This is a genomic window from Streptomyces sp. NPDC001502, assembly GCF_042894785.1.
Classification (GTDB): Bacteria; Actinomycetota; Actinomycetes; order Streptomycetales; family Streptomycetaceae; genus Streptomyces; species Streptomyces kutzneri.
The window spans coordinates 1-13,416 of sequence record NZ_JBIAVW010000031.1 but is presented as its reverse complement, the minus strand read 5'-3'; the positions used below and the strand labels follow the sequence as shown (position 1 = coordinate 13,416).

Sequence of the window (13,416 nt, the reverse complement as noted above, 5' to 3'; positions counted from 1 at the left end):
CGGCTACGGAGCCACTCCGCAGATGTCTCCTCATCAGCGGGCAGTAGCCCCTTCACCGCCGGACCGAGCCGAGCCGGCCGGCGATGGGGCCCACAGCGGCTGGTGGCGGACCGCGCGTCAAATGCCCCATGCCTTGCGGAAGCTCACCAGGCAGCTGACCGAGGTCCAGGGGCTGAGCGCGAGCGCGTGGCGCGCGTCCGCGAGCCGAGTGAGGGACTTGTTGCCCGCGTCAGGCTGTTCGGCGTCTTTGAGGCGGGTGGAGTTCAGGGTGTCCCCGAAGAACTCGATCACTGTCGCGGCGAAGAGCATGAAGGCGGCGAGTTCGCAGCCCAGGCGTAGCGCCAGGGGGAGCCCGGTGGACCCGCCCGTCCTGAGGGTATCCGCGAACTGCACGGCGCACCACGAGCGCAATTCCTCATACCACGTGCATAGTTGGCTGGCCGTCGCGCGCCGTGGATCGATGAGCTCGATCCGGTCGAGGAGGACGAGGCCGACGGGGTCGCACGTGTCTCGCAGCAGACTCTGGCGGACGGCCCACAGCCGTGCGACCGCCTCGCGGCGCATCAAGTCCGGCACGGTTGGGGCCAGGTCGATGTCACTCGCCTCTTCGTAGGGGCCGACCAGTACGCGTGCGGTGCGCTGCAGTTCCCGGGGAAGCCCCCCGGAGAGTATGTAGCACAAGGCTACGAAGGGTTCCGTCCAGCCCAGGAGCAGACCGTAGAGAATCTCACGGGCCGCCGGCAGTTGCAGGCGCTGCAGGCTGAGGATGTCATCGAAGCAACTGTCGAACACGTCACGGAAGGGCATGCCCCGGCGCTCAAAGCTTGCCGCGGCCTCCTCCGAGACGGAGACGAGGAAGAAGCAGCGGCTGGCACCGAAGACGGCCTTGATGTCGTTGAGGAAATTCTCGACCGATTCAGGACTCCGGAGCTTATCCAATTCATCTATCGCAATGACAAGTTGGTAGGACTTGGTGACCGACTCGACGAAGGGTCGAAGCTCAGCCACGATTTCCGGGAACGTCTTGGCTCGTTCCTGCAGCGTCGTCCCCCGGGTGGCGCCGACGTCGACGGCCAAGGGGAACTGGTTCGAGCTGCCGAGCTTCAGTGTCATCGACTGCCCGCTGCTGAGGGTCTGCTGGTAGCGGATCTTCCAGAGCTGATCGCTTGCGCTTTCCCGGAGCTCGCTCTCCGTGGAGTACGCCGTCACATCCGCCGATGCGAGGAGAGGGTAGAACCTCCAGAAAGCAAAGGAGACTCCTGCCATGTGCTTCCCGGCGAGGAGCAGTGCCACGCCGAGAGCGACTGCCGCCAGGCCGCCCAGCAGCATCCAGGTACCCCGCCCCAGGCCCCCGGAGGCTGCGAGGAGGGGCAGACCGATCGCCGCGCAGAGAGCAAGAGACGCGCACCATCCGGCGGCCCTGTGCATCGCGCTCGACAAGTGCCAGGGCTGCTGGGACGCCCTCTGCGAAGGCGGCCACTCCGGCGGAGAAGGGCCGCCCGCCGGTACCGCCACTCGTACAACACTGAGGAGGAACAGCGTCAGCAGGATGACCGCACCACCGGTCATGACCACCGCGAGGTACGCCCACCAGCTGTCGGGTGCGCTGAGGAGCGGGACGGCACGAGCGATGAGGGTGGTACCTCCGGCCAGGCTCGCCACCCCGGTCAACGCGACGTACAACGCGCTGACGGCTTTGGCGCGCCTCGGGCTCGCCACCGGGACGTTCGCGAGGTCCCGGTCCGCGTCCGGCCCGAGGAGCGCGCGGCAGACTTCGGCGTGCAGGTGGAGGACGAACTCGCGTGGATCGTACGCGACGGGTGCCGCCACGGCGACACCCAGCCGGGCTCGCTGCGTGGGGTCCGGGATGCCCGTTGGAGGACGTGTACTTTCGGTCCCGGCCATCGTGAAGAACTTGATGAGAGTCGACTTACCCACGCCTCTGGGGCCGGCGATCCCGAAGCTTCCCTCAGCACGCCGGCCGATCATCGACTCCAGGCTTCCGAAGGACGAGGTGATGACGACCTTGTCGTTGGTGATCGTCTCGCGGAGACCGCTGAGGGAACGGACGTGCATGCGCAGGGAGAACTGCTCGGCCACCGCACGGTTGAGGGCCGTGAGGACCAAGCCTTGAATCGCCGATTCCGCCGCGGAATTGAGGTCAGCCCGTGCCGACTGCCACTCCGTCTCCAAGGCGCGGAACTCAAGCCGCTCCCGTGCGCGAGGGCGCTGGCTTCTCATGTCCTCCTTCATCCGCTCTCCGATCCGGTCCAGCGGGATCGTAATCGAAAACAACTCGTTCATGAGAGTGTCTCGGACGCCTCGTGGATCGTCCGGCCATTCCGGTGGACTGGGCGGACTCTTTCGGCCTGTCGTCCGCGCCCCGTCGGTGGCCAACAGCGCTTCGGCCGCTGTACGCCGACTCCACGCCGCGTTCAGCACATCGCGCACCCGGCCGGCGTCTGACTCCTCAGCAGCAGGCCATTCACGAAGGACGTGAAACATCGCGTCCGACACGTCGTTCAGCACGTCGGCCGTCTCGGACAGTCGTGTGAAGGCGGCTAGGCGGGGCGTGTCCGACGCCATCTCGGCCACCAGCAGCTCGTGCAACCGCTTGCCGAGCTGACGTGTGCGCTCCAGCTGATCCGCGATGTTTGTTCGGATGACGTCATGGTGTTCCTCGACCACCTGTTCCAAATCCGGGGGCTCCTGGAGTTCCGCCAACTGTTCGGCGATCTCCGGCCGGGCGCGCACGGCGTCCAGTGCCTCTTTCAGCAACGGACCTTCGTGGACGTCATGAGGTCCCACCGACGGGCGCGGCAGCACGGAGCCACGTGCCCAAGGCTGATCGGTGCTGGCCTCGCCCGAACGGTCGCCGCTCGGGAATGACATGGGGATCACCCACCCATCGCAGTGCTAGCTCCTTTCCAGCGTCTGCCCCTACCCGCGCGAGAGCAAATCGATCTCGCGCGAGGGCTTCGCCGCTGGGGTGCGCGAGGGCTGATCCGGGGTCACGCCGGAGGGGGTGGCTGATGGTTCTAGGGCGCGTATTTGGCTGTGATCAGGGGCTGTTCCGGGTGAGGTCTTTGATCCCTGTTGATCAGGCGCTCGACGGTGTTCCGCTCCTTGTAGAGGTCGGCGTCGTGGCTGACGGGCCGGCCGCCCTTACCGCCTTTGTTCTTCCGGTTGGCGGCCTGGTCCCTCTTCTCCGGGATGACTGCCTTGATGTGGCGTTTGCGCAGGTAGGCGCGGTTGCCGCGGGACGAGTAGGCCTCGTCTCCGGCGACCGCTCCGGGCCGGGGTGCGGGGGCGGCCGACGGGCCCGCGGACGCGTACTTTCCTGAGCACGGGAATGAACTGCGGACTGTCGGCGGCCTGCCCCGCGGTCAGGACGAACGCCAGAGGGCGGCACTTCCGGTCGGCGGCGAGGTGGACCTTGCTGGTCTGCCCGCCCCGGGAGCGTCCGAGCAGGGCGGCTTTCAGCCGGAGTTTGTGCCGGCGCCGGATACGTCGTCGCTCTTCCCGCTCAGGGTCGTTTCCGGCGTCCCGCCCGTCTTGTCCTTCCGGGCCGCCCCCTTTTGCCGGGCCTGCTCCTCCTCGGCAGCGGCCTTCTCCACGGCGGTGATGACTTCCTGGCCGAGGTGCATCCCGGCAGCGTCGTGGTGGGCCCGGGCAGTGGTGGAGTCCACGCTGATCAGGGACAAGTCCACCTCACCGAGCTTCTCAGCTTCCGCTATCAGGCCCTCCAGCAGGGCTTCGAAGACACCGGAGTCCCTCCACTGCCGGAAACGGTTGTGGACGGTCGACCAGGCGCCGAACTCCTGCGGCATCTCCCGCCACTGCCCGCCCGTCCGAGACCGCCAGATCACGCCCTCGAACTGCTGCCGCAGCCGCTCCGGGTACGGCCCGTACGCGCCGATCGGCAGGTACGGGCCGATGAACTCCCACTCCACATCCGGCAATTGCATCCGCGTCACACAACACGATCTACCGGATCAGGCCCAGCCGCGAGGGGAAATCCCGCAAATTGATCACAACCAAATACGCGCCCTAACGGCGACGACCTCTTCACGCTTCCTGTCCTGGCACCTTGATGAGGAGCTCCACTCACCCGTTCCTCATGTCCCTGAACAATCCACACGCGGTTGAACTGCAAGAAGACTTGACAACCCTAGATAACGATCGTCGCGCCCCTGGTCGACGCCGTCGTGATCGGCCACCGCCGTGGTCCGTGCCATCAGCCAGAGCCCCGCCTAGGCGAGCACCCTCGTCGCAGCCTTCGCGCAAGCACTCCTCCCTGAACGGCGCTGACCGGCTGCCCTCTCCTTCTCACCGTCAGGAAGCACCATTTCCCCCACTCCGCAGTTCCGCGCCATATCGCTCGGCCCGGGAATCCACTCCAGTGCCATGCGTCCCGTGCGAGTTCAGCATGCTCGAAGAACCCTCACCGCCGTCTGACCTTCGAGCGCGGTCCGGTTCCCTCCTCGGACCAGGAGCTGCCGCACTGGTACGTGGCCCGGCACCTGTGGCGGGACCGGATCCTGCCGCGCCTGGCCCAGGACCTGGCGTCATTGCGGCCCCAGCCCATCCACGACGAACTGCATTGGGACAACGTCGTGGCCGGCAGCGGTGGCGGCGCGTTCGGATTCATCGACTTCGACAAAGTCATGCACGCTCCTCCCGTTTTCGACCTCGCCAAGCTCCTCGCCACCGGCCTTTTCGTCCTTCAGGGCGAGCGGGCCCATTACCAGCAGGCGCGGGCTGCGGACCTCCTGGCCGGCTACCGCAGTATCCGGCCGCTGAACGAGGCCGAGGTCGCCGCGATCGAGGGCTTCGTGGTGATCCTCAACGGAGAGATCGCACGCCTGGGATACGCGTACAACATCCCCGCCTACCGGCGCCAGGCCAATGCGGTCGGAGCCTGGTGGACGACCCGGCGCCGGCAGCGCCCCAGGACCCGCTCGGTCTGCGCGAACGGAAAGTCACGCCCGCGCCCCAGCAGCTCCGCTTGCCTGATCACGACGGCTAGGGCTCTGACCGGGAAGGTTCGCCCGGTTTGCGGGTCACTGCCTTCTCAGAGGCAGCTGCGAAACGTCACGAAACCCTCGACTCTGTGGCACTGGCGTAGGTCCTCGATGAAACCGACCAGCCGCTCAGCGTTCTCCCGGTGGAACGGGTGCTTGATCAGCGCATCCAGCCGGTCAGACAGCATGTCGGTCAGCATCGGAGCCACGGGGATCCTGGGTGGAGCCGCCGCTCTGGCGGCGACCCCCGCACCGTCGCCTGCTCCGCTCCGACCGTCGAATTGCCGGGGGCCGCCGCCGCACGCTCCTCCGGCTCCGCGTCACCCGCTGCCCAAGACCAGCCCAATGCCAGACGGCCCCGCCCTCGTACGCGCGACCACCCGTGGCGTCAGAGGGGGTGGGTTCAGCGCCGAAGCGCTCCTCACTGCTGCTCCGGAGGGGCGACTTCGGGGACGGGCCCCTGACGGAATGCCGTCACGGTTGTCTCGAACGCCGGGTCGGCGAAGTAGTTCGAATGCCCGAAGCTGGTTGGGTAGCAGGGGTCACCTGGCTGACGGGCGAAGTAGCGCGGGTCGAGGAGCTGCCGGTCGATGGCGGGCGGCGGCATGGCCCCGCCATCTGCCGACGCCAACGCGTCTTTGGCGAGCACCCAGCTGCCGATCGGGTCGGTCGGGCGGTAGAGGTTACGCCACGGCCATTGGTCCACGTCGGCAGCCGGGTCTCCGGCGATCAGCGTGCCGATCCGTTCGAGGCTTCGCGCGTTGAAGTACGCGGGGAAGAACCGGACGAAAAGGTGGGTGAGTGGGCTGCCGTACGTGAGCAGGCGGATCCGCGTGTCGGCCGCGGTCCGGCTCTGAAGAACGAGGGCCGCCCCGATCACCGACCCCTGGGAGTGGCAGGAGAAGATCACATACCCCTCTGGGGTCGAATCGTCCTGGCCTCCGGTCAGATACTCCACACGCTCCAGCAGGTCGGGTACGGTGCGTTCGGCGTAGCAGGGCGGTGCCAGTGGGTGAGTCTCGCGCGGCCAGAATGTGCCGATGTCCCACAAGATGCCCACCGTCCGACGGAAGCGGGGGCTCTTGTACGCTTGCCTGCCCGCCCACAGCAGCACCAGAAAACCCACAGTGAGAACCACGTTGGAGACTAGAACGAGCCACCGCTCGTCTGTGACGAGTCTGGGGTTCTTCACGAACAGAATGACACCAACCCCGGCCGCAGCTGCGGCCACCGCCAGGAAGGTCCCGAGAGCCTTCTGGCTCGCACCCTCGAGCAGCTGCGCCCGCGCCCACGACTTGGCAATCTGACGGTGCCGACGAGGGTCGTCTTCTGTGGACGCGTACGCCGCGGCTACCTGGGGGGCAAAGTCTCTACGGGCACTGAGATTCGTGAGCCGCCACGAGACCAAGCCAATGACGAAAGCCACCACGACGAGACAGGTCGCTGCTGCGCCGGCCCAGAAGTACGCATCAGGCACGATCAGTTGGATCTGCTCGCTCTTGGCTCGCTGAGCGACCGAAGGCGCGCCGAGTATCTCAGCCACGCGCAGCATGCATCCTGCAGCCAGGGCTCCGGCGAGCGCCCAGCCGAGGAACGCGACGCCTGGAAGGACAAGTCCACCCCACGGTTGACTCGGAAGATCTGAGAAGGGAGAGGGCAGCGAAGAAGGGGAGGAGGGACGGTCCAGCAGCAGGTAGACCAGAAGGAGCACCAGCATCGCGGCCTGGGCGAGGAACAGCCCATGGATCCAGGTCACTTCCCAAGGCAGTTGGCCGCCCATAGACGGTGTCACCTGACTCTTTGAGCTCCAGGAGGCAACCACTCCTGCGCCGATGACCAGGGCGAGCGCGCCCCATGGCAGGAACTGATACCAATCCCGCTCACGAGAGGACGGGTCCTGCCCATTCGGGCGTGTGCGCTCAGCCGTCCCAGGGCGTATGACGAAGACGGCGACAACAACCAGCAATGCCAGTGCCAGAACCAGGAGCAGGTTGCGGAACAAGCTGGTCCCAAAGTTCCAACTGTTGCTGTCCAGGGCGTACAGCCCCCGTTGGGAACGCTCGAGCAGGGGGGCCAAAATAAACACTGCAATGACGGCAAATGCACCAGCGATGTGCAGGGCACGCAGACGGCGCACCGGTCCACGTCCGTTCCACATACGCCGGTCTTCGAGTGGTGTCTTCACCTCGGGGTCGGCGCTCTGCTCTACCGGCTGCGCCTCCGCGACTTGCCATGTCTTGTTGCCCAAATACCACAGCAGTACGACAAGGGCGACCGGAACGATGGCCGCCGCGGTCAGATGACGTCCCGGAGTATTGAGCCAGTCGTACTGAAGCCATCGCAGCCACCCCGCACCGCCAGCGCACTGCATGCCGCCCTCCCGCAAAGCGGCGTTGCCGCACTGCCATCCCACCAGGTCCAACGAGACCGAGATCGCTGCGAGGACGTACGTCCCCGTCAGGCTGAGGGCCAGCAGCCGCTGAATGGAAGTTCGGATAACCACATGCCTTCTCGGAGGGGAGACAGTGTGTCCGGGATCCGCGAAGAAGGCCATGTTGAGGAGCATGAAGGGCAGCAGAAGCAGCCACAGGGCACGCCCACTGTCTCCCGACGTCAAGCCGCCCCACGAGTATGCCTCTCGCCGGAAGCCGACAGTGTCCTCCTCCCCCGACGCACCCTGGGATTCCCACTCGCGTCGATAGAAGCCCGCCTTCGCGTCTCCGGCAACACGCGTAACACGCGGATGCCCGAGGGAGGACTCTGGCGGGGTGCCCGACACCCCATGGATGCGCAGCTCGGTCCAGCCCTGGGTGCCTTGGTTGACGTAGAGGGCCATTGCGGTTCCTCACCATCAGATTCCCCTCTTTCAGCATTGCCCAGCTGCCCTGGACCTGCCAGCCGAGAAGGCTGACGTGCACGCCACACGCTCAGCGGGGCGGCAGGATACGGCCGCAGTATCGTCGCTGGAGGGACAAATGAGCTGAGGTCTGCTGCCCCGGAGCGTTCGCTCTCTGGGGGGCTAGGTGATCAGTCTCCTGCGGCCTTCCAGACGGTTGCAGTTGAGTCAACTGGCTTTCAGCCGGGGGCCAGTGGCTGTCGTACTCGGCCGATATGACCATCATCGGCGCCGTTCACCACGCGGTCCTGCAGGTCCCGGTCACCGCGTGGACGCCGCGGCTGTCGAGCCGGACAATGAGATCCGCGACGGCTTTGGGTGGCCGAGCTCGTCGGAGACTGTCCGAAGGGCTGCCGACGGGGATACGGCTGATCGTCCTTACGGAACGCCCGCACCCCGGTGCCCAGCTGCGCTTCACCGACGCCGACGGGGTGCGGCTGACCTGCTTCGCCACCGTCACCGCCCCCGCGCCGATCGCCGAGTTGGAGCTGCGCCACGGCCAGCGGGCCTCGCACCGAGGACCGCGTCCGCGCCACCGGCCTGATCAACCTGCCCCTCCACGAGATGGCGCAGAACCAGATCTGGCTGGGAGATCGTCCAGATCGCCTCGACCTGTTGGCCTGGATGCCTATGCTGGCTCTGGTCGGCAAGCCCCGGCTGCGGGAGCCCCCGTCGCCTGAGGCTGCGGCTGTTCGCCCGAGGTCCGTCACGTCCCGCGCAAATCCGGGAACAAGGTCAACCTTCGCCGGGTCCGCCTTGAGGTAAACCAGCACCTTGGCCTTCTTCGGTGGGTACAGGCAGGCGGAGTTCCGCAGCCGCTGATAGGTCGTGTAGGTCTGGTTCTCGACCTTGATGATGTCCCTCGCCGAGCCCGAGCAAGACCTCGTCGACCGCCGCGGCCAGCTCAGCCATGGTCCCATCCGCCGTCGCGGTGCGCTGTGCCTTGGCCGTGCCCCAGCGACGGCCCGCCTTCGGCGCGACCGCACGGCCGGCGACCGAGGCCAGGGGCTCCAGTCCGAAGTGGTCCTCGCCGAACTGCCGGCCACTCCGGCGCGGCGTAGGCTCAGCGCTGTTCCGCAGCAGGCCACGGCTCCGGAACGCGTCAGCTTCGATGCGGGCGAGCAGCCCGTGCCTCTCCTGTTCGCGAGGCCGGACGCGGAGGAGAAGTGGGACGTTCCGCCGATGACCGAGTCGGACCCGATCGAACCACTGGCCAACCAGGACGATGAAGACTGAACAGCCCCTGCTCCCCGGCACGGCAGGCCGCGGCGTACTCCGCGCGCCGTCTACGACGCCTCGACCCCGCGCGGCTCACTCAGGCGAGACGGCTGGCGGGGATGACCAAGAAGGACGGTGGCCGAGCGCCTCGGAGTGACGCCGGCTGCGGTGGGGCAGTACGAGACGGGCGTGTCCAAGCCGCGCCCGGACCTTCTTCCCTCTCCCCGGCGCCCGCTCCCCCGCGCCAGGAGCCGCGACGGTCGGCAGTCGGGCACCTGAGCTGCGACCCGAGTCCTGGGGACTACGGGACTGCCGGGGCGATCAGGACATGTCGTGATACCGGAGAGATGATGGAGGTATGACAGGGAAGGCGCAGGCATGGATCGGCGGCACGATTGCCATCCTGGCGGTTGGGGCACTGGCGGGATACCTGATTGCGGTGGGCCTGGACGACGCGGACAAGGTGGCCAGCGTGATCGCCCTGTTCGTGGCATTGGCCGGCCTGGCGGTGTCCGTGGCAGGACTGCGGCGCCAGGCTCGATCCAGCGGCGGGCAGGCGGTGGAGAAATCAAGTGTTGGCGGAGGTATCGCCCAGGTCGACGACACGAAAGGGAGCGTGAAGATCGTCCGCCGTGGTACCCAGACTGGGCCGCCCCCAGCACCACCTGCGGGCACTACGCCCCCCGCTGCCCCTGCGCCGAGTGAGGGCGGGCAATCGGTGCAGGGCACGGCTGCGGCAGGCTCGGTCGACCAGGTACAAGAGACTGGCGGCGATGTGGAGATCGAGGAGTGAGCGGCCCCAGCCTAGGAGGCGCCTGGCGTAGACGCGGCCAGTGGGTGGCCGATTCGGTGGTCTACGGGTCGGTGGTGCAAGTCCAGTGGGTGGGCGGGGACGTGTCGGTGCACGCCCCGAGCGGCGAGAGGCCGCTGTACCGGGTATGCGACTTCCCGGAAGGTCGGCCGGTGATCTCGGCCAATCGCGCCCGCAATCAGCCTGCCCGTCTCCTGCAAGCCCGCTACGCGGTGGTCGACTTCATTGGCCGCCAGACCGAACTCCAGGACTTGGCGGCTTGGCGGGACAGCGATGATTCGGTGTCGGTTCTGCTGCTCCATGGCTCCGGCGGGCAGGGCAAGACACGGCTAGCCACCCAGTTCGCGCAGGTTAGTCGCGACCTTGGCTGGCAGGCGCTGCAGGCCCGCCATGCCGCTGATCCGGTAACTGGTCCCGCTCTCATGCCCGGCGGGCTCGTCGGCGAGCCCGATGACGGAGCCGGAGTTCTGATGTTCGTCGACTACGCCGAGCGATGGCCTACGGCGGACCTTCTAGAGCTGTGCGCCGATGCCGCGCGGCAGGACAGGGCTCGGGTACTGCTAGGCGCCCGCCCCGCCGGAGTGTGGTGGCAGACGCTCTCCAACGATCTAGACCGCATGGACATCGAGACCGCCGAGCTGGCTCTGCACGCGCTAGCGGACGACCCCGCCATCGAGCCTGAGACCTTGTTCAACGCGGCGCGGGACCGTTTCGCCGCGATTTTGGACATCCCCGGCGTCGGGGACCTCGAGGCGCCTCCAGCGGTGCTGGAAAACCCAGACTTCCGGCAGGTCCTGGCCGTGCACATGGCGGCCCTGGCAGTAGTTGACGCCCACCACCGCAGCTTTGCTGAGGACCGGTCAACCAGGCTGGCCTTGAGTAGTCCGGCGAAGGTCTCCGCCTATCTGCTGACGCGAGAACGCAGCCATTGGGAGAAGCTCCATACCAACGGCGGCGTCAGCATAACCGCCGATGCTCTGGGCCACACCGCCTACACCGCAGCCCTCACCGGGTCACAGCCGTACGTCGACGGCCTGGAAGCCATCGAACGCGTCGGCATCGCCAGCGCCGGGCCCGGCGACCGCATCCTCAAAGATCACGCCATCCCCTACCCTCCACTCAGCACCGACGGCAGCACCGTCCTGGAGCCGCTATACCCCGATCGGCTTGCAGAGGACTTCCTGGCCCTCACCCTGCCCGGCCACACCGTTCACACCTACAGCCCTGACCCGTGGTGCACCGATGCCCCCAGACGCCTGCTCGCACCACCCCCCGCTGACACCAGCGTCGCATCGGGGCCGCCCACTTGGACCCGGAGAACGCTGACCGTCCTGATCGCGGCTGCGAGTCGATGGCCGCATGTGATCACACATCAGCTTGCTCCGCTGTTGATCAAACACCCTCAATTGGTGTTGCAGGCTGGAGGCGCGGCACTGGCGTCTCTTGCCAACCTCCCCGAACTTGATCCGCAGATCTTGGAAGCAATCGAGCCGTGTCTGCCCGAAGGGCGACACACGGACCTCGACCCCGGCTCCGCTGCCGTCGCATACCGTCTGGCTCACCACCACCTCGCCCAGACTCAAGACCCCCTCGCCCATGCACGCGTCCTCACCCATCTCGCAGGCCGCCTCCACTACGCCGGGTTGCGCGACGAGGCCCTCACAGCTGCCCAGGACGCCCAGGCAGTTTGGCGCACCCTTGACAATGCCGATCGTGCTGCCTACGAGCCCGACCTGGCAGCAGCGCTAATCGATCTCGGCACCTATCTGTCGAACGTTGGCCGGCAGGATGAAGCGGTGGTCTCAGCTCGGGAAGCCGTCGACATCTACCGGCGGCTGGCTGAAGCCAATCCGGCCGCATACGAGCCCAACCTCGCCCGAGCACTGACCGGTCTCGGCAACTGCCTTTCGCAGGCAGGGCGTGAGGGGTGGGACGCCCTGGACCCAGCCCTGGACGCCGCTGTTCTCTGGAAGCGACTGGCCGAAGAGGATCCGGCCACCTACGAGCCCGATCACGCAATGTCCTGTACCAATCTGGGCACCCTCCTCTTGCGGGCGGGGCTACCGAGGGAGGCGTTGATCTCAGCTCGGGAAGCCGTCGACATCTACCGGCGGCTGGCCGAGGCCAGCCCGGCAACCTACGAGCCCGACTTTGCTGCGGCGCTAACCAATCTTGGCACCCTCCTTCCGCGAGCGGGGCGGGAAGAGGAGGCGGTGGCACCAGCTCGGGAAGCCGTCGACATCTACCGGCGGCTGGCCGAGGCCAGCCCGGCAACCTACGAGCCCAATCTGGCCGCAGCCCTGAACAATCTCGGCAACTGCCTGTCGCACGTGCGTCGGCCGGAGGAGGCGGTGGTACCAGCTCGGGAGGCCGTCGACATCTACCGGCGGCTGGCCGAGGCCAGCCCGGCAGCCTACGAGCCTAATCTGGCCAAAACGCTGACCAACCTTGGCAGAAGCATGCTGGAGGTGGCAGAAGAGGAGATGCTGCCCGTAGCGCTAGAGGCGGTAAGGGAGTCCGTGGCGCTCTTTCACGGACTGGCCCAGGCGAGGCCCGGCGTGTACGACGGCTACCTGCGTGCGGCCCTGGCCGCACGGGTCGACGTCCTAGACAGAATCGGCCGCACCGAGGAAGCCGCCCGTATGCGTCGCCGACTCGCCAACGAATCAGATGAGTGAGGGAAGCCTTCAGACCGACACAGTCCGGCCTGAGCAGTCCAAAGTGAGCTGGTGTGTTCGCCGATCGGGGCGAGGCCGGGCAAGTGCGTGGCGCACGCCGTCATCGGCTCGGTGCCCTCCAGCAGCACTCCGTGGTGGGCGGAGTGGTGGATCCAAGACGGGACGAAGCCCCGTTGACCGGGGCAGGACGGGCAGCAAGCATCACCTGATCACCGACGCCACTGGTATCCCGCTCGCCGCCACCTTGACCGGCGGCAACCGCAACGACGTCACCCAGCTGATCCCGCTTGCTTCAGGCGGTACCGCCGGTGCGGGGCAAGCGAGGCCGGCCCCGGCACCGCCCGGACGTGGTGTGGGGCGACCGCGGCTACGACCACGACAAGTACCGCCGCCTCGTCCGGGGTCGCGGTGTAAAGCCGCTTATCGCCCGCCGGGGCACCGAGCATGGCTCCGGACTCGGCGCCCAACGCCGGGTCGTGGAGCGAGCATTCGCCCACCTGCACTGGTTCCGCCGCCTGCGGATCCGCTGGGAGATACGCGACGACATCCACGAAGCCTTCCTCACCCTCGGATGCGCACTGATCTGCTGGCGACGTCTGAACTCCCGGTAGGAGTTTCAAGACAGGCACGGCTTACGTTGACGGCCCGGTGGCCGACCTCAGGTTGGCTTGCGCCACACGGAGATGTGCTTCGCGGAGTCCTGGGTGAACGGCGCCCCGTCCCAGTCCGCGACGCGACGTTCCCTCTCGAGCCCGGCGATCCGTGCCATCAGGTCGAGCTCGGCCGGCC

Annotated in this window: 7 protein-coding genes and 5 pseudogenes; 7 read left to right on the top strand and 5 right to left on the bottom strand. The window is 67.2% G+C overall.

The genetic code is table 11. The features are described 5' to 3' along the window. Window positions 1-117: 117 nt before the first annotated feature. Together ACFY0D_RS35895 and ACFY0D_RS35890 are read right to left on the bottom strand one after the other, a co-directional pair. On the bottom strand, window positions 118-2,892 hold the full coding sequence (locus tag ACFY0D_RS35895; protein ID WP_390802095.1) for a P-loop NTPase fold protein: 2,775 nt from the start codon (window positions 2,890-2,892) through the stop codon (window positions 118-120). A gap of 200 nt (window positions 2,893-3,092) precedes the next feature. Beyond that, a pseudogene (locus ACFY0D_RS35890) lies at window positions 3,093-3,977 on the bottom strand (transposase); the annotation flags it as partial. Window positions 3,978-4,511: 534 nt separating this feature from the next. Here ACFY0D_RS35890 and ACFY0D_RS35885 point away from each other — a divergent pair. Continuing rightward, window positions 4,512-4,742: pseudogene (locus ACFY0D_RS35885) on the top strand (phosphotransferase); the annotation flags it as partial. Window positions 4,743-5,074: 332 nt separating this feature from the next. Here ACFY0D_RS35885 and ACFY0D_RS35880 read toward each other — a convergent pair. Continuing rightward, window positions 5,075-5,224 carry a hypothetical protein gene (locus tag ACFY0D_RS35880; RefSeq protein ID WP_390802094.1) on the bottom strand — a complete coding sequence of 50 codons (150 nt, stop codon included), beginning with the start codon at window positions 5,222-5,224 and terminating at the stop codon, window positions 5,075-5,077. A 221-nt stretch (window positions 5,225-5,445) separates the two neighbouring features. After that, the gene (locus ACFY0D_RS35875) at window positions 5,446-7,860 is read right to left on the bottom strand and encodes a hypothetical protein (RefSeq protein WP_390802093.1); all 2,415 of its coding nucleotides are present in this window, start codon (window positions 7,858-7,860) and stop codon (window positions 5,446-5,448) included. 227 nt (window positions 7,861-8,087) lie between these two features. Between ACFY0D_RS35875 and ACFY0D_RS35870 the strand changes: the two are divergent. From ACFY0D_RS35870 to ACFY0D_RS35845, 6 genes and pseudogenes are all read left to right on the top strand, one after another. Next, window positions 8,088-8,614 (top strand): annotated as a pseudogene (locus tag ACFY0D_RS35870) (IS1380 family transposase); the annotation flags it as partial. 161 nt (window positions 8,615-8,775) lie between these two features. Continuing rightward, complete coding sequence (locus ACFY0D_RS35865) at window positions 8,776-9,156, top strand: hypothetical protein (RefSeq protein WP_390802092.1); 381 nt, start codon at window positions 8,776-8,778, stop codon at window positions 9,154-9,156. 117 nt (window positions 9,157-9,273) lie between these two features. After that, complete coding sequence (locus ACFY0D_RS35860; RefSeq protein ID WP_390802091.1) at window positions 9,274-9,417, top strand: helix-turn-helix domain-containing protein; 144 nt, start codon at window positions 9,274-9,276, stop codon at window positions 9,415-9,417. Window positions 9,418-9,496: 79 nt separating this feature from the next. Next, window positions 9,497-9,931 carry a hypothetical protein gene (locus ACFY0D_RS35855; RefSeq protein WP_390802090.1) on the top strand — a complete coding sequence of 145 codons (435 nt, stop codon included), beginning with the start codon at window positions 9,497-9,499 and terminating at the stop codon, window positions 9,929-9,931. A gap of 44 nt (window positions 9,932-9,975) precedes the next feature. After that, a complete protein-coding gene (locus ACFY0D_RS35850) occupies window positions 9,976-12,627 on the top strand; it encodes a tetratricopeptide repeat protein (RefSeq protein WP_390802089.1) in 2,652 nt (883 codons plus the stop codon). Window positions 12,628-12,775: 148 nt separating this feature from the next. Then, window positions 12,776-13,238, top strand: a pseudogene (locus ACFY0D_RS35845) (IS5 family transposase); the annotation flags it as partial. A gap of 47 nt (window positions 13,239-13,285) precedes the next feature. Here ACFY0D_RS35845 and ACFY0D_RS35840 read toward each other — a convergent pair. Then, window positions 13,286-13,416, bottom strand: a pseudogene (locus ACFY0D_RS35840) (SAM-dependent methyltransferase); the annotation flags it as partial.

Excerpts from the sequence above, each read along its gene's own strand:
- ACFY0D_RS35865 (WP_390802092.1), top strand. The coding sequence starts at position 8,776 with ATGTCCCTCGCCGAGCCCGAGCAAGACCTCGTCGACCGCCGCGGCCAG.
- ACFY0D_RS35875 (WP_390802093.1), bottom strand. The coding sequence starts at position 7,860 with ATGGCCCTCTACGTCAACCAAGGCACCCAGGGCTGGACCGAGCTGCGC.
- ACFY0D_RS35895 (WP_390802095.1), bottom strand. The coding sequence starts at position 2,892 with ATGTCATTCCCGAGCGGCGACCGTTCGGGCGAGGCCAGCACCGATCAG.
- ACFY0D_RS35855 (WP_390802090.1), top strand. The coding sequence starts at position 9,497 with ATGACAGGGAAGGCGCAGGCATGGATCGGCGGCACGATTGCCATCCTG.
- ACFY0D_RS35880 (WP_390802094.1), bottom strand. The coding sequence starts at position 5,224 with ATGCTGACCGACATGCTGTCTGACCGGCTGGATGCGCTGATCAAGCAC.